Consider the following 16,008-nt stretch of genomic DNA (forward strand, 5'->3'; position numbering starts at 1 on the left):
GCGCTGCTCGGCGGGGGCGCCGCGACCGCGCTGGCGGGCACCCTGGTCGTCGCCGCATCGGGCAGCGTCGGCACCGCGCTGGCCGGTCTCGTGCTGGCCGCCGTCGGCACCGCCGTGCTGTTCCCCACGCTGCTCAGCCGCGCGGTGCGCGACGTGCCCGCCGCCCGGCGGGGCCGTGCCACCTCGACCGTCGCGACGACCGCCTACCTCGGCTTCCTCGCCGGCCCGGTCTACGTCGGCCTGCTGTCGCAGGCCACCGGGCTCCGCGGCGCCATGGTCGGGGTCGCGGCGCTCGTCGCCGTCGTCGGGGTGCTCGCGCCCCTCACCGGGAGGGCTCGACGGCAGGAGCGGGTACCGCCGGTCGTCCGCGCCGGGTACTGAGCCCGCAGGACCGCCCGGGTGCTCCGGGGACGGCGGTGGGCGGCAGCCGACCCGCCCGCCTACGCTCCACCCGGGTGCGCACGGTCGAGGACCGGGCGCTGGTCGTCCCGCGAGGCCGCGGGCACCGCGGCGCACGACGGACGGAGGGCACGGCCATGGACACGCAGGGGGCAGGCACGGACGGCGTCGGGTCGCGCTCCGACCCCGCCACGGCCCACCTCGAGCTCCACCAGGTCGTCGTCGGCTCGGAGTCCCTCACGCAGGTCCTGGACCGGGTTGCCCACCTGGCGACCCGCGCGGTGCCGGACGTCGACGAGGTGTCGGTGACCTTCGTCGAGGAGGGCCGGGGGCGGACCGTGGTCTTCACCGGGCAGCTCGCCGTCCAGCTGGACGAGCGCCAGTACGCCGACGGCTTCGGGCCCTGCCTGGACGCCGCCGCCACCGGCCGCATCGTGCAGGTCCCGGACACCGCCAACGACAGCTCGTACCCCGACTTCGCCGGGCAGGCGGTCCGGTCCGGGGTCACCCGGACGCTGTCCGTCGGCATGCCGGTCCACGGCCGCACCACGGGCGCCCTCAACATGTACGGCTTCCGGGGCACCGGCTGGGACGACCTGACCATCGCCATGGCGGACGGCTTCGCCGCGCACGCCGGCGTCGCCCTGGCCAACGCCGCGCTGTACGCCCGCGCGGTCGACGAGGTCTCCCAGATGCGGGAGGCCATGGCCTCGCGCGCCGTCATCGAGCAGGCCAAGGGCATGGTCATGGCGGCCCGGGGCTGCACGGCCGACGAGGCGTTCGCCGAGCTGGGCCGCATGTCCGCCCAGGCCAACCGCAAGCTGCGCGACATCGCCGAGGACGTCGTCTCCGACCTCGGCCGCTCCCTCTGACGCGCGGCCCCTGCGGGCCCCGCCGGCGGGGCCTAGGGTCGGTCCCGCGCACGCCCGTGGCATCCCGCCCCGGCCGCCAGACATCGGAGGCACGGCAGTGCCGGACCCGGTCGAGACCTCCCCCCTCACCCGCCTGTCGGGCGGCCTGCTGCCCCTGCTCGACGCCGCGATGCCCGGCAACATCACCGCCGTGCTGCGCCGCTTCCTCGTGGAGCACGCCGGTGCGAGCGACGCCGGGATCCTGCTGGCCGACTACGAGCTGAGCCAGCTGAGGCGGCTGTCGCCCCGGCCGGGCGAGACCGAGAAGGTCCCCGTGACGGGCAGCATCGAGGGGCAGTGCTTCGTCGCGCAGTCCCTGCTGGTCGACCCGGGCCGCACGGGCCGCACCGCCCTCGACCGTCCGGGCGGGCCGGCCGGGGGCGCGGCGGGGGCCGACGAGACGCTCGTCCTCGTGCCGCTGTCGCTGCGGGCCGAACGGCTCGGTGTGCTGCAGGTCGCCTTCCAGGGGCCCGTGTCGGCAGGGCTGCTCCGCGGCCTGCAGGAGGTCGCCCTCGCCACCACGTACACCCTCGTCGTCTGCGGCTCGTTCTCCGACGTCGTGGAGGTCACCCGCCGGGCGGAGCCGCTGACGCTGGCGGCCGAGATGCAGTGGAACCTCCAGCCGCTGCGGGCCTTCAGCGCACCCGGCTTCTCGGTCGCCGGGCAGCTCATCCCCTCCTACGAGGTGGGCGGCGACACCTACGACTACGACGTCGCGGCCGACCACCTGGACCTGTCGAGCCTGGACGCCATGGGTCACGGCCTGGGGGCCAGCGTGCTGGCGGCGCTCGCGACGGCGGTCATGCGCAACACCCGTCGCGGCGGCGGCGGCCCGGCCGAACAGGTCACGCGGGCCGACCGGGCCCTGCTGGCGCACTTCGGCGGCGCCCAGTTCGTCACCGTCCTCGCGATGCGGCTGGGCCTGCGCAGCGGGGTGCTCGAGCTCGTCAACGCCGGGCACCCCGCTCCGTGGCTCATCCGTGACGGGCGGGCCGCGCAGGTCACGCTGGACCCGCGCCTGCCCGCAGGCATGTTCGAGGCCACCGACTACGTCGTCGAGCACCTGCAGCTGCAGGCCGGGGACCGGCTCGTCGTCGTCACGGACGGCGTGCTCGAGGCCGGCGCCCCCGGGGAGGAGCTGGGCGAGGACCGGCTGGCCGGGCTGCTCCTGGCCTCGGCCGACCTCACGCCCCACCAGTGCGTGGCCGAGGTCCTGCACACCGTCCGCGCCTACGCCCCACGCCTGCACGACGACGCGACGGTCGTCTGCCTGGACTGGGACGGCCCCAGCGGCAGCAGCGTCGTCACGGGCTGAGGCCGGACGCCGGCCGCGCCGGCCGGACCCGTCAGCCCCGCAGCTCGGCGACCACCCGCTCGACGAGCGCGAGGTTGCCGCGCACCGTGAGCACGGAGTCGACGTAGGCGGCGTTGGACTCGGCCACGCCGAGCCGGACCACCCGGCCGGCGGCCACGGCGGGCACGGTCGCGTACAGGGCCTGGTCCTCGAGCAGCCGCACGGCGTCACCCTCGGGCTCCTCGAAGTCGAGCACGACGATCCCGTCGGCGTCCTCGAGCGCACCGTAGAGCTGCTCGACCACGACCTCGTCGGCGGCCTCCCCCTCGGCCTGCTGCGCCGGCAGGCTCGGCAGCCCCATCTCGGTGAGCAGCGCCCCCACCGGGCTGGCGTCGTTGAGCTGGCCGTAGTAGCCGGGGAAGGCGAAGACCCACCGCATCTGCAGCGCGCTGCCGGCCAGCCGCTCCCCCGCCGCCGCGATCTCCGCGTCGAGCTCGGCGACGAGCCGCTCGGCCTCCTCGTCCTCGCCGACCGTGGCGGCGACCTGCCGGAGGTTGTCGCGCCAGCCGACGAAGCTCGTGGAGACGGTGGGCGCGATGGCGGCGAAGTCCTCGATGGTGTCCTCGGTGACGAAGCCGTACTGCCCGACGATGACGTCCGGCCGCCACGACGCCATCCGCTCGAAGTTCGGCTCCCCGCCCAGCCGGTAGCGCTCGATGGCCGGGTCGTCGCCCCCGGCCTCGAGCACCCACGGGGTCAGCGGGTCGTTGCGCTGGCCGAACCCGACCGGCGTGACCCCGAGGGCGAGGAGGCTGGCCAGCTCGGCCCCGTCGGTGGCCGCGACCACGCGTCGGGGCGCCCGCTCGACCACGGTCGACCCGGCGGCGTGCTCGACCGTCCGCGGGAAGCCCGTCCCGCCCGACGGCACGGCCGCACCGGTGGGGGCGGCGGAGGGCCCGGCCGACGAGCAGGCGGAGACGCCCAGGAGCGTCGCGGCCGAGGCCCCGGCCAGGAGGCCTCTCCGGGTCCAGCCGGTGCCGTCGGCGGGGGTCGGGGCGGGGCGCATGTCTCTCCTCGGTCAGGGCCCGGCCGGTGGCCGGGGGCGGGGTAAGGTGGACCTTACCTGCCGCTCCACCGGCTCCGGACCCCACCTCGGAGGGGACCGGGACGTGCCGCGCCGGGTCACGGTCCGGGCCGCGAGGGGGACCCGTCGCGCGGGTCCCGCCGTCCCCCGACCGTCGGGCTCCCGGGTCCCTATCCTGGGGTCCGTCGTCGGGCCAGGACTCGACCGCGACCCCGCCCGGGTCGCCACGCCGAGCCAGGAGGGCCCCGATGCCCGCGCCGAGCACCACCCCCGACGACCGGTCGCGCGCCGAGCGCGTCATCGAGGCGATGTCGGTCGGCTACCTGACGCTGGACGCCGCCTGGCGGGTCACCCAGGTCAACGCCGAGGCGGTCAGCCTGCTCGGCCGCCCCGGCGGCGAGCTCGTCGGCGGCGTGCTGTGGGACCTGTTCCCCGACGCCGTGGGGAGCGACTTCGAGACCGCCTACCGCCGGGCGGTCGCGACCGGCCGGACGGAGACGTTCGACGCGTTCTACCCCGCACCGCTGGACGCCTGGTACGAGGTCCGCGCCATCCCCGAGGCGGGCGGCCTGGCCCTGTACTTCCTCGACGTCACCGCCCGCCGGGACGCCGAGCGCACCGCCCGGCACCGTGGCGAGCGGCTGGCCGCCGTCGGCGAGGTCGCGCTGGCCCTCGCCGACGCCCAGGACATGACCGACCTGGTGACGACCATGGCGGAGCGCGGCCTGGGTGCGCTCGGCGCCGACGGCGGCGCGGTCGCCGTGCCCGACCCCGACGACCCCGGCGCGCTGCTGTCCTACATCACGTCGAGCTACGGCCCGGGGGCACAGGCGAGCTTCGGCCGCCTGACGGTCGACGCGGCGCTGCCGGTGTGCGAGGCGTACACCACCGGGCGGCGGGTCCTCGTCCCCGACCTGGAGGCGGCCCTGGCCTACTCGCCCCTGATGGCGGACGTGGTGGCGTCGACCGGGTCCCCCGTGTACGTCTCGCTGCCGCTGCGGGCCGCGGGGCAGGTCATCGGGGTGCTCACCGCCGGCTGGGAGCAGCCTCAGCCGTTCGACGACGAGCAGCTGGAGCTCGTGGAGACCTACGCGGCCCAGTGCGCGCAGGCCCTGCAGCGGCTGCGCGCCCGCGACCTCGAGCAGGCCGCCACCGCGGCCGCGCGCCGCTCGGCCGAGCAGCAGGCCGCCCTCGTCGCGCTCGCCATGACGCTGGAGGGGACGGCCACCGCGGCGGACGTCCTGGAAGTCGTCGGCTCGCGCGCCGTCGCCCTGCTCGGCGCCCAGGACGCCGTGCTGTGCCTGGCCGGCCCGACGGCCGTGCGCGCCCTCACCACCACGGAGACGGACGGGCGGCCGCTCACGCAGGAGAGCCGGCTCCCCGCGGACCTCGCGCTGCCCATGGTCGACACCGCCGTCACCGGCACCCCGCACCACTTCGGCGACCGCGCGGAGGTCCTGGCCCGGTTCCCCGCCGTCGCGGGCACGTACGCCGCGACCCGGACCCGCGCCTCGGCCGCCGTGCCGCTGCGGGCCGGGGGCACGGTGACCGGCTCGCTGGCGGTGGCGTTCGACCACGACCGCGCCTGGGTGCCGGCCGAGCGGGACCTGCTGGACGCGGTCGCCGCGCTGACCGGCCAGGCGCTGGAGCGGATCAGCGCCCGCGACGCCGAGCGCACGGCCACCCGCGCCGTCGCCCAGCTCGCCGAGACCCTGCAGCGCTCGCTGCTGAGCAGCCCGCCGCAGCCGCACCAGCTCGAGGTCGTGGTCCGGTACGCCCCCGCCGCGTCCGAGGCCGAGGTCGGCGGGGACTGGTACGACGCGTTCGTCACCTCCGAGGGCACCGCCAGCCTCGTCGTCGGCGACGTCACCGGGCACGACCGCCACGCGGCGGCCGCCATGGCCCAGCTGCGCAACCTGCTGCGCGGCATCGGCTACGCGGTCGGCCAGCCCCCCGCGGCGGTGCTGTCGACGCTCGACCGCGCGCTGGGCGACCTGTCCGTGGACGCCATGGCGACGGTCGTGCTCGTCCAGGCCCAGCAGTCCGCCGAGCAGGAGCAGCGGGGCGCGCACGGGCTGCACTGGGCTAACGCCGGGCACCTGCCGCCGCTGCTCGTGGCGCCCGACGGCACGCCCGGGTACCTGCTCACCGAGCCGGAGCTCATGCTCGGCGTCGACCCGTCGGGCTCCCGGACCGACCACCACGTCGTGCTCGAGCCGGGAGCGACCCTGCTGCTGTTCACCGACGGCCTCGTCGAGCGGCGCGGCGCGCACCTGCAGGCGGGCCTGGACTGGCTCGCGCGGGCCGTCGGCGAGCTGGTCCACCTGCCCCTGGACGAGCTGTGCGACGCCGTGCTCGGGCAGGTCGGCTCCCGGGTCGAGGACGACGTCGTGGTGCTCGCCGTGCGCCCGGTCCCGCCGGGCTGAGCCCGGGGCAGCCGGGGCCAGCCGTCAGGCGGCCGGCTCGACGACGCAGAACCAGACCACCTTGCCGGCGGGCCGGCGCCGCCACCCCCAGCGCTGGGCGAGGGCGTCGAGCAGCTCGACGCCCCGGCCGCTCTCGTCCTCGTCGCCGCTGGGCCGGGGACGCCGCGGCGGGGAGGACGACCCGTCCTCGACCTCGACGCAGAGCACGTCGCCCTCCTCCACCAGCCGCACCGTGCTGGCGGTGCGCGCGTGGACGACGACGTTGGTGACCACCTCGGTGAGCAGCAGCTCGGCCAGGTCCCCCACCGACGACGCCGGGTCGACGACGAGCTGCTGGCGCAGCCAGCGCCGGGCCGCCCGCGGCGCCGAGGCCTCGCACGGCAGCCGGATCTCCGCTCCTGCGTCCATCCCACCCCCCGGTGCTCCAGGACCACGCCCACTGTCCGTGGCCGAGGACGCACACCGTGCCACATGCAGGGGGCTGCTCCTCACCGGGGCACACCAGGCGGGACCGCGGGCCGGCTGACCTGCCGGCACTGGCCCCGCCGGCGGCGGGGTCAGGGGACCAGGCGGTAGCCGACCCCGGCCTCGGTGATGAGGTGCCGCGGGCGCGACGGCTCCGGCTCGAGCTTGGCGCGCAGCTGGTTGAGGTAGACCCGCAGGTAGTGCGTCTCGCGGTCCAGGTGAGGACCGCGCAGCTCCTGCAGCAGCTCGCGCCGCCCGACCACCCGGCCGACGTCGCGGGCGAGCAGCTCCAGCACCCGGTACTCCGTGGGCGTCAGCGACACCGGCAGGCCGTCGGCGTCGGTGACGAGCCGGCGGGCGAGGTCGACGGTGAAGGAGGCGGTGACGACGACCGGCGCGTCCTGCCCGGGCGAGCCGCGGCGGACGGCCGCCCGGAGCCGGGCGAGCAGCTCGTCCATGCCGAACGGCTTGGTGACGTAGTCGTCGGCGCCGGCGTCGAGCGCGTCGACCTTGTCGTCGCTGGTCTGCCGGGCCGACAGCACGACCACCGGGACCTGCGACCACGCGCGCAGGGCACGGAGCACGTCGGTGCCGTCCATGTCGGGCAGGCCGAGGTCGAGCACGACGAGCTCCGGCGACCACGCGACCGCCGTCTCGACGGCCTCGGTCCCGGTGGTCACCGTCCGCACGTCGTGCTGCTGCGAGCGCAGCGTGATGCCGAGCGCGCGGGCGAGGGCGGGGTCGTCCTCGACGACGAGCACCCGGCTCACGAGGTCACGCCCAGCGGGGTCACCGGCAGGCGGAACACCATGGTGAGCCCGCCCCCGGGGGTGTCCTCGGCGTCGAGGGTGCCGCCGTTCACCTCGGCCAGGCCCCGTGCCACGGCGAGCCCCAGCCCGAGGCCGTCCGGGCTGCCGCCGGTGTCGCCGAGGCGCTGGAAGGGCGCGAACAGCCGGGCGCGCCGGCCCTCCGGCACCCCGGCGCCCCGGTCGGCGACCCGGAGGACGACGCTGCCGGGGACCAGCGCCGCGCTGATCGCCACCGGCGCGCTGCCGGCGTAGCGGACCGCGTTCTCGGCCACGTTGGCGACGGCCCGCTCGAGCAGGCCCGCGTCGACGTCCAGCAGGGGCAGGTCGTGCGGGACGTCGACCTGGACCCGGCCCGGCTCCACCCCGGACAGGGCCCGTGCGACGACGTCCTCCAACGCGCTCGGCCGGGGGCGCGGCACCACGGCGCCGGCGTCCAGGCGGCTCATGTCCAGCAGGTTGTCGATGAGCGCCTGCAGCCGGTCGGTGGAGAGGTCGACGTCGCGCAGCAGGGCGTCGCGGTCCTCCGGCCGGAGGGGGATGTCGCGGCTGAGCAGGGTCGACACCCCCGCCTTGATCCCGGCCAGCGGGGTGCGCAGGTCGTGGGACACCGCGGCGAGCAGCGCGGTCCGGGTACGGGTCCGCTCCCGCTCCCCCTTGGCGGTCCGGGCCTCCTCGCGCAGCCGGTCGCGCTCCAGGACGGCGGCGACCTGCGTGGCGAGGGCGCTGACGACCCGCAGCTCGTCCGAGCCCAGCCGGGCGCCCGCCAGCCGCAGCGCGGTGGTGCCGTCGACGTCGACCACCGCGCACCGGCTGCGGGGGTCCTGGGTCCCGGCGCCGACGGCGGCCACGGCAGCCCCGTCACCGCCCCCGTCCCCGCGGGCGACCAGGTCGACGCCCTCGAGCCCGAACGAGGTCCGCAGCTGCTCGAGCAGGTCCGCGAGGCTGTCCCGGCCGGACAGCACGGAGTGGGCGAAGCCGGTGAGCACGTCGGCCTCGGCGCGGGCCCGGGCCGCCTCCGCCGACGCGCGGGCCGCCCGGTCCACCGCGGTCGCCACCGTGACCGCCACGAGGACGAGGACGACCAGGGTGACGAGGTCGACCTCGGCGTCCACCCGCAGCGTGTAGTACGGCTCGGTGAACAGGTAGTTGCTCAGCAGCCCGCTGAGCAGGGCCGCCAGCACGGCCGGGCGCAGCCCGCCGACGACCGCGACGACGACCGTGGCCGTGAGGAACAGCAGGACCACCGTGGACAGGGCGTGAGCCTCGCGGGTGGTCTGCAGCACCAGGCCGAGCACGGTCGGCGCGAGCAGCGCCAGCACCCAGCCCAGGGTGAGGCGGGCGCGCCCGACCGGGTTGGTCCGGGGCTGCCGCAGCAGCGCCCGGCGGGCGGCGCGCTCGTGGGTGACGACGTAGACGTCGATGTCGCCGGAGGCCCGGACCACCTGCGGGACCACGCCGGGGGCGAGCGCGGCGGCGACCCGGCCCCGCCGGCTGGCCCCGAGCACGACCTGGGTGGCGTTGACCGCCCGGGCCAGGTCCAGGACCGCGGCGGGCACGTCGTCGCCGACGACGACCTGCCAGCGGGCACCGAGCCCCTCGGCCAGGGCGCGGGTGCGGGCCAGGTCGGCCGCGGACGTCCCGGTCAGCCCGTCGCTGCGGCTGACGTGGACGGCGAGCAGCTCCGTACCGCTGCCGCGGGAGGCGATCCGGGCGCCCCGGCGCAGCAGCGTCTCCGACTCCGGGCCCCCGGTGACGGCGACGAGCACGCGCTCCCGGGCGGGCCAGGCCGCGACGATGCCGTGCCGCTCGCGGTAGTCCTCCAGGGCCGCGTCGACCCGGTCGGCGACCCACAGCAGCGCCAGCTCGCGCAGCGCCGTGAGGTTGCCGACCCGGAACCAGTCGGCGAGCGCGGCGTCCACCCGCTCCGGGGGGTACACGTTGCCGTGGGCCATCCGCCGCCGCAGCGCCTCGGGGCTCATGTCGACGAGCTCGACCTGCTCGGCGGCGCGGACCACGGTGTCGGGCACCGTCTCCTGCTGCCGTACCCCGGTGATCGCGGCGACGACGTCGACGAGGCTCTCCAGGTGCTGGACGTTGACGGTGGTGACGACGTCGACGCCCGCGTCGAGCAGCGCCTCGACGTCCTGCCACCGCTTCTCGTGCCGCGAGCCGGGCGCGCAGCTGTGGGCGAGCTCGTCGACCAGGGCGACCTCGGGCGCGCGACGGAGCACGGCGTCCAGGTCCATCTCGTCCAGGTCGGTCCCCCGGTGCCGGAGCCGGCGCCGCGGCACGACCTCCAGGCCCTCGAGCAGCTCGGCGGTGTGGCGGCGCCCGTGCGTCTCGACGACGGCGACCACCACGTCGGTGCCGCGGGCCGCACGTCGGCGGCCCTCGTCGAGCATGGCGAAGGTCTTGCCCACGCCGGGCGCCGCCCCGAGGTAGACGCGCAGGGTCCCGCGCCGGCTGCCGTCCACGGGTCTCATGGTCGCAGCCCCCCGGGCGGCGGCCTCAGCCCGTCGCACCGGCGCCGCCCCCGGCCTCTCCTGCGTCCCCCCGCTCAGCCAGCGCGAGGTTGAGCCCGAGGACGGACACCCCCGGCTCGCCGAGGAACCCCAGCGACCGTCCGGTGGTGGCGTCGGCGACCAGGGCCCGGACCTCGGCCTCGTCGAGGCCCCTCTCGCGGGCGACCCGGGGTACCTGCAGCTCGGCGTAGGCGGCCGAGACGTGCGGGTCCAGGCCGGACGCCGAGGCGGTGACCGCGTCCGGGGGGACGGCCGAGGCGTCGACGCCCTCGCGGGCGGCCACCGCATCGATCCGCTCCTGCACGGTGGCGAACAGCTCCTCGTTCTCGGGCCCGAGGTTGCCGGCGCCGCTGGCCAGCGGGTCGTAGCCGTCACCGGCCGCCGACGGGCGTGGCACGAACCAGCCCTCCCCCTCCGGCGGCACCTGGCCCAGCAGGGCGGAGCCGACCACCTCGCCGTCGAGCCGGACCAGGGAGCCGTCGGCCCGGTCGGGGACGAGCCGCCCCACGGCCCAGACCGCGCCGGGGTAGGCGAGACCGAGCACCAGGGTGAGGACCAGCAGGAGTCGGAGGCCGGCCAGGGTCTGCTGCGCGAAGGAGGTCACAGGAACGATCCGATCAGGAGGTCGACGGCCTTGATGCCGAGGAAGGGCGTGACGATGCCGCCGACGCCGTACAGCAGGAGGTTGCGCCGCAGCAGCGCCTCGGCGCTGACGGCGCGGTAGCGGACGCCCCGCAGGGCCAGCGGCACCAGGGCGACGATGACCAGCGCGTTGAACACCACGGCGGACAGCACCGCCGACCCCGGGCTGGACAGCCGCATGACGTCCAGCACACCCAGCTGGGGGAAGGTCCCGGCGAACAGGGCCGGGACGATGGCGAAGTACTTGGCCACGTCGTTGGCGACGGAGAACGTGGTGAGCGCGCCGCGGGTGATGAGCAGCTGCTTGCCGATCTCGACGATCTCGATGAGCTTGGTCGGGTCGGAGTCGAGGTCGACCATGTTGCCGGCCTCCTTGGCGGCGGTCGTCCCGCTGCCCATCGCGACGCCGACGTCCGCCTGGGCCAGGGCCGGGGCGTCGTTGGTGCCGTCGCCGGTCATGGCCACGAGCCGGCCGCCCGCCTGCTCGCGGCGGATGAGGTCGAGCTTGTCCTCCGGGGTCGCCTCGGCGAGGACGTCGTCGACGCCCGCCTCCGCGGCGATCACCCGGGCGGTGGTGGCGTTGTCGCCGGTCACCATCACGGTGCGGATGCCCATCCGCCGCAGCTGCTCGAAGCGCTCGCGCATGCCGGGCTTGACGACGTCCGACAGGGCGACGACGCCGAGGCTGACCGCCGGCCGGCCGGGCAGCCGCTCGGCGACGACCAGCGGGGTGCCGCCCCGGGCCGAGACCTGCTCGACCGCCGGCGCCAGGTCCGTCGACGGGGTGCCGCCGTGCTGGGTGACCCACGCGACGACGGCGCTCGCGGCGCCCTTGCGGACCTCGCGCCCGTCGGCGAGGTCGACGCCGCTCATCCGGGTCTGGGCGGTGAAGGGGACAGCGGTGGAACCGTCCGGCTGCGCGTCGAGCGGTCCCTGCTCCAGGTCCACGAGCTCGACGACGTAGCGGCCCTCGGGCGTCTCGTCGGCGAGGCTGGCGAGCCGGGCCGCCTGGGCGAGCACCTCGCGAGGGGTGCCGCCGGCGGGCAGCAGGTCGGTGGCCCGCCGGTCCCCGAGGGTGATGGTCCCGGTCTTGTCCAGCAGCAGGACGTCCACGTCGCCCGCGGCCTCGACGGCCCGACCGGACATGGCGAGCACGTTGCGCTGGACGAGGCGGTCCATGCCGGCGATGCCGATCGCCGACAGCAGCGCGCCGATGGTCGTGGGGATGAGGCAGACGAGCAGCGCGACGAGCGTCACCAGCGGTTGCGCCGCGCCGGAGTAGACGGCGAACGGCTGCAGGGTGACGACGGCGAGCAGGAACACCAGGGTCAGCGAGGACAGCAGCAGCCCGAGCGCGACCTCGTTGGGGGTGCGCTGGCGGGCGGAGCTTTCGACCAGGCGGATCATCCGGTCGAGGAACGTGTCCCCGGCGGCGGCGGTGATCCGCACGACGATCCGGTCCGACAGCACCCGCGTCCCGCCGGTCACCGCCGAGCGGTCCCCGCCGGACTCCCGGATGACCGGGGCGGACTCCCCGGTGACGGCCGACTCGTCGACGCTGGCCACCCCCTCGACGATGTCGCCGTCGGAGGGGACGGTCTCGCCCGCGACGACGACGACCAGGTCGCCCACCGCGAGGTCGGCGCCGGCGACCTGCTCGTCGCTGCCGTCGGGCAGCAGCCGGCGGGCCAGGGTCCCGGTGCGGGCCTGGCGCAGGCTGTCGGCCTGGGCCTTGCCGCTGCCCTCGGCCACGGACTCCGCGAGGGTGGCGAACAGCACCGTCAGCCACAGCCAGACCGTGATCGACCACGAGAGGACGCTCGGGTCGAGGACGGACAGCGCGGTGGTGAGGGCGGCGCCGACCCAGACCACGAGCATGACGGGAGTCCGGACCTGGTGGCGCGGGTCGAGCTTGCGCAGCGCGCCCGGGAGCGCGTCGAGCACCTGGCGCACGGACAGCGCGGAGGAGGTGCGGCGCCGTGCATCCGGGGGGTCGGCGTCCTCCCTGGCCGGGCTGGGCGAGGGGGTGGTGGCGGTGGTGACGGTGCTCACTGGAGTGCCTCCGCGAGAGGGCCGAGGGACAGGGCGGGGAAGAACGTGAGGCCGGCGACGACCACGACGACGAAGCCGTGCAGGCCGACGAACACCGGGGTGTGGGTCGGCAGGGTCCCGGCGCCGGGCGTGGTCCGGACCTGCTGCGCGAGCGACCCGGCGAGGGCGAGGACCAGGACCACCGGGACGAACCGGCCCAGCAGCATCACCAGACCGAGCGCGGTGTCCTGGTACGTCGTCCCGGCGCCGAACCCGGCGAACGCCGAGCCGTTGTTGTTCGCGGCGGAGGCGTAGGCGTAGAGGACCTCGCCGAGCCCGTGGGGGCCCGGGTCCTGCACCGAGGCCTCGACCAGGGCGGGGGTCCCGGCGGTGAGCGCCGCCCCGACCAGCAGCAGGGCCGGCATGGTGAGGATGGACAGCGCGACCAGGGTGACCTCGCGCCGGCCGACCTTCTTGCCCAGGTACTCCGGGGTGCGCCCGACCATGAGCCCGGACAGGAACACCGCCAGGACGGCGAGCACGAGGATCCCGTACAGGCCGGAGCCGACGCCGCCGGGGGCGACCTCGCCCAGCATCATGAGCACGAGCGCCACCCCGCCGCCGGCCGCCGTCAGGCTGTCGTGGGAGGCGTTGACCGCGCCGGTGCTCGTGGCGGTCGTCGACACCGCGAACAGGGCCGACGCCCACTCCCCGAAGCGGGTCTCCATGCCCTCCATGGCGGCCCCGGCGAGCTGGGGCACGCTGCCGAGCGCCCGCACCTCGGCCCAGGTGGCTACGGCGAGGGCGAGCCCCCAGATGCCGGCCATGACGCCCAGGACGGCGAGCCCCTGGCGTCGGTCACCGACCATCGTGCCGAAGGTGCGGGGCAGGGCGGAGGGGACGAGCAGCAGCAGGAAGACCTGGAGCAGGTTGGTCAGCCCGGAGGGGTTCTCGAACGGGTGGGCGCTGTTGGCGTTGTAGAACCCGCCGCCGTTGGTGCCGAGCTCCTTGATGGCCTCCTGCGAGGCGACGGGTCCGCCGGGGATGCTCTGCGCCTGACCGGCGAGCGTGGTCACCCCGGTCGGACCGGCCCAGTTCTGCACCACGCCGCCGAGGAGGAGCAGGACCGCCGCGACCAGCGCGAGCGGGAGCAGCACGCGCGTGACAGACCGGACGACGTCCACCCAGACGTTGCCGACCCGGTCGGTGCGGGATCGGGCCAGGCCCCGGACCAGCGCGACCGCCACGGCGAGGCCGACGGCCGCCGAGACGAAGTTCTGGACCGTGAGGACGGTCATCTGGGCGAGGTGGCCCATGACGGCCTCGCCGGCGTACCACTGCCAGTTGGTGTTGGTGACGAAGCTGACCGCGGTGTTCCACGCCCCGGCCGGGGGCACCGCGGGCAGGCCCAGGCTGAGCGGCAGCAGCGCCTGCAGCCGGAGCACGGCGTACGTGGCGAGCACGCCGACCAGGGAGAAGCCGAGCAGCGACAGCGCGTACACCGACCAGCGCTGGTCGGCGTCGGGGTCCACGCCGACCGCGCGGTAGACGGCCCTCTCCGCACGGGTGTGGTGGGTCGAGGTGAAGGTGCGCGCCATGTGGTCGCCCAGCGGGACGTGGACGGCGGCGAGCGCGGCGACGAGGACCGCGACCTGCAGCAGGCCTGCGGCGGTGTCCGACAGCACGGGCCCGGTCACCGCCCCGGTCGGAGCAGGGTGAGCAGCAGGAAGCCGCCCAGCACGACGGCGACGACGAGGGCGAGGACGTCGAGGGCGGTCACAGCCGGCCCAGCCCACGGACCAGGCCCGCGAGGGCGGCGAAGACGAGCAGGGTGAGCAGGAGGAAGGCCAGGTCGGCCATCGGAGGGCTCCTCGGGAGCGGGTGGCGCCCGTGGGCGCCGGACGCGGTCGGCGTCCCGCTGCCATCGGAGCACCCGCCGACCCCCCGGGAGCCGGGCCTGGACGGTCCCCGGACGCCGGGGCGGGCTGTCCGGACGGCTGCCGGACGCCCGCCGCCACCCGGCCGGAGGGCCAGGCGCTCCTCCCGTGCGGAGACCCGGCTCGCCTAGGGCTCGGAGCGAGCCGTCGTGGCTGCTCCAGGGGGCCTTCTGATCCACCTGCGGCTAGCCGATGGTGAGGAACGTGATGTAGCGCAGCGCCTCGGAGGCGCCGAACGGGTCGCCGCCGTCGCCGTCGGCGTCCACGACGAACGCGGTGACCGCGACGGCCAGGACCGCCAGCACGTACAGGGCGAGCTCGGTGGTCCTCGTCGAGGGCTTGGTCTCGCTGGTGCGGCGGTCGTGGGTGGTGCGGGCGTTGCTGGCCATGTCGGTGCTGTCCTTCGGTCGGGGGTGCGGCGGCCGGGGTCGGCCGCGCGTGGGGCGGTGGGCACGGGCTGCGCCGGGCGCCTCGTGCGGGTCTCGCGTCGAGCGGTCGGGACCGGCTCGCAGGTCGTGCGGCTGGTCCGGCACGACGGAGCGTGACCGTCACCCGGTACCCGACCGGCGGGGTCGCAAACGGGACGACCCGGACAGCCGACGACGGGCCGGTGCGCACGGGCCGCGCAGGACCTACCGGGTCGCCCGACGGGGGGTGCTCAGCCGGGGGGCGCGACGACCCCGGACCGGAAGGCCCAGAGCACGGCCTGCAGCCGGTCGCGGGCGCCGACCTTCGCCAGCAGCCCGGCGACGTGGTACTTGACCGTGGACGGCTCGATGAACAGCCGGGCGGCGACCTCGGTGTTCGACAGGCCCTCGCAGAGCAGCCCGAGGATCTCCGTCTCCCGCGGCGTCAGGGGGTCCGCGAGCCGCTCCTGCTGCCGGCGCGGGTCGGGCCGGCGGGTGGCGAACTCCGACAGCACCCGGCGGGTGAGGCGCTGGTCGAGGGTCCCGTCGCCGGCCGCGACAGAGCGGACGGCGCCGAGCAGCGTGTCCTCGTCGGCGCCCTTGAGCAGGAACCCGGCCGCCCCGGCCTCCAGCGCGCCGAAGACGTAGTCGTCCAGGTCGAAGGTGGTGACGACGAGCACCGGGACGGCGAGGTCGGGGTCGGCGCTGATCCGCCGGGTGGCCTCGATGCCGTCCAGTCCGGGCATGCGCACGTCCATGCAGACGACGTCGGGGCGCAGCTCGCGCACCCGCTCGACGGCCTCGTACCCGTCCTTCGCCTCCCCGACGACCTGCATGTCCGGGACGGCGTCGACGAGGACGGTGAACCCCGCCCGGACGATGGCCTGGTCGTCGGCGACCACGACGCGGATCACGGGACCTCCTGGTGGGCGGGCTGGGGCGCGGGGCCGGGGTCGGGTGCGGCGTCGAGCGCGGGGCCGGGCGCGGGGCCGGGGTCGGGTGCGGGCAGGGTCAGGACGTTGCGCCAGCCGCCGTCCGGGGTGGGACCGGCGACCAGGTCGCCGCCCAGCAGCGTCGCCCG

Annotated in this window: 13 protein-coding genes; 4 read left to right on the forward strand and 9 right to left on the reverse strand. The window is 76.3% G+C overall.

Features of this window, described 5'->3' with window-relative positions; translation table 11 throughout:
• The 3 genes from WCS02_RS09450 to WCS02_RS09460 all read left to right on the forward strand — a co-directional run.
• Nucleotides 1–381: MFS transporter (locus WCS02_RS09450; RefSeq protein WP_340292370.1), on the forward strand; the 381-nt coding region annotated here is incomplete at its 5' end.
• 155 nt (nt 382–536) lie between these two features.
• Complete coding sequence (locus tag WCS02_RS09455; protein ID WP_340292372.1) at nt 537–1,271, forward strand: GAF and ANTAR domain-containing protein; 735 nt, start codon at nt 537–539, stop codon at nt 1,269–1,271.
• A gap of 97 nt (nt 1,272–1,368) precedes the next feature.
• On the forward strand, nt 1,369–2,625 hold the full coding sequence (locus tag WCS02_RS09460) for a PP2C family protein-serine/threonine phosphatase (RefSeq protein WP_340292374.1): 1,257 nt from the start codon (nt 1,369–1,371) through the stop codon (nt 2,623–2,625).
• Between the two features lie 31 nt (nt 2,626–2,656).
• Here WCS02_RS09460 and WCS02_RS09465 read toward each other — a convergent pair whose 3' ends face one another.
• Nucleotides 2,657–3,670, reverse strand: coding sequence for an ABC transporter substrate-binding protein (locus WCS02_RS09465; RefSeq protein WP_340292376.1), 1,014 nt, complete (start codon nt 3,668–3,670; stop codon nt 2,657–2,659).
• Between the two features lie 266 nt (nt 3,671–3,936).
• Here WCS02_RS09465 and WCS02_RS09470 point away from each other — a divergent pair, with 266 nt between their 5' ends.
• Entirely contained in the window at nt 3,937–6,114 is a 2,178-nt protein-coding gene (locus tag WCS02_RS09470) for a SpoIIE family protein phosphatase (RefSeq protein ID WP_340292378.1), read from the forward strand.
• A 24-nt stretch (nt 6,115–6,138) separates the two neighbouring features.
• Here WCS02_RS09470 and WCS02_RS09475 read toward each other — a convergent pair whose 3' ends face one another.
• The 8 genes from WCS02_RS09475 to WCS02_RS09510 all read right to left on the reverse strand — a co-directional run bounded on the left by WCS02_RS09475 (nt 6,139) and on the right by WCS02_RS09510 (nt 15,841).
• Entirely contained in the window at nt 6,139–6,522 is a 384-nt protein-coding gene (locus tag WCS02_RS09475) for an ATP-binding protein (RefSeq protein WP_340292380.1), read from the reverse strand.
• A 149-nt stretch (nt 6,523–6,671) separates the two neighbouring features.
• Nucleotides 6,672–7,349, reverse strand: a complete 678-nt coding sequence (locus WCS02_RS09480; RefSeq protein WP_340292382.1) for a response regulator — start codon at nt 7,347–7,349, stop codon at nt 6,672–6,674.
• On the reverse strand, nt 7,346–9,871 hold the full coding sequence (locus WCS02_RS09485) for a DUF4118 domain-containing protein (RefSeq protein WP_376983806.1): 2,526 nt from the start codon (nt 9,869–9,871) through the stop codon (nt 7,346–7,348). Before WCS02_RS09485 ends, WCS02_RS09480 begins: the two co-directional genes overlap by 4 nt.
• A gap of 25 nt (nt 9,872–9,896) precedes the next feature.
• Nucleotides 9,897–10,514, reverse strand: coding sequence for a potassium-transporting ATPase subunit KdpC (gene kdpC, locus WCS02_RS09490; RefSeq protein ID WP_340292387.1), 618 nt, complete (start codon nt 10,512–10,514; stop codon nt 9,897–9,899).
• Nucleotides 10,511–12,604 carry a potassium-transporting ATPase subunit KdpB gene (gene kdpB, locus WCS02_RS09495; protein WP_376983807.1) on the reverse strand — a complete coding sequence of 698 codons (2,094 nt, stop codon included), beginning with the start codon at nt 12,602–12,604 and terminating at the stop codon, nt 10,511–10,513. Before kdpB ends, kdpC begins: the two co-directional genes overlap by 4 nt.
• A complete protein-coding gene (kdpA, locus tag WCS02_RS09500) occupies nt 12,601–14,280 on the reverse strand; it encodes a potassium-transporting ATPase subunit KdpA (RefSeq protein WP_340292389.1) in 1,680 nt (559 codons plus the stop codon). Before kdpA ends, kdpB begins: the two co-directional genes overlap by 4 nt.
• A gap of 425 nt (nt 14,281–14,705) precedes the next feature.
• Entirely contained in the window at nt 14,706–14,909 is a 204-nt protein-coding gene (locus WCS02_RS09505; RefSeq protein ID WP_340292391.1) for a hypothetical protein, read from the reverse strand.
• Nucleotides 14,910–15,178: 269 nt separating this feature from the next.
• On the reverse strand, nt 15,179–15,841 hold the full coding sequence (locus WCS02_RS09510) for a response regulator (RefSeq protein ID WP_340292393.1): 663 nt from the start codon (nt 15,839–15,841) through the stop codon (nt 15,179–15,181).
• Nucleotides 15,842–16,008: the final 167 nt, after the last annotated feature.

Source organism: Aquipuribacter hungaricus, from assembly GCF_037860755.1.
Classification (GTDB): domain Bacteria; phylum Actinomycetota; class Actinomycetes; order Actinomycetales; family JBBAYJ01; genus Aquipuribacter; species Aquipuribacter hungaricus.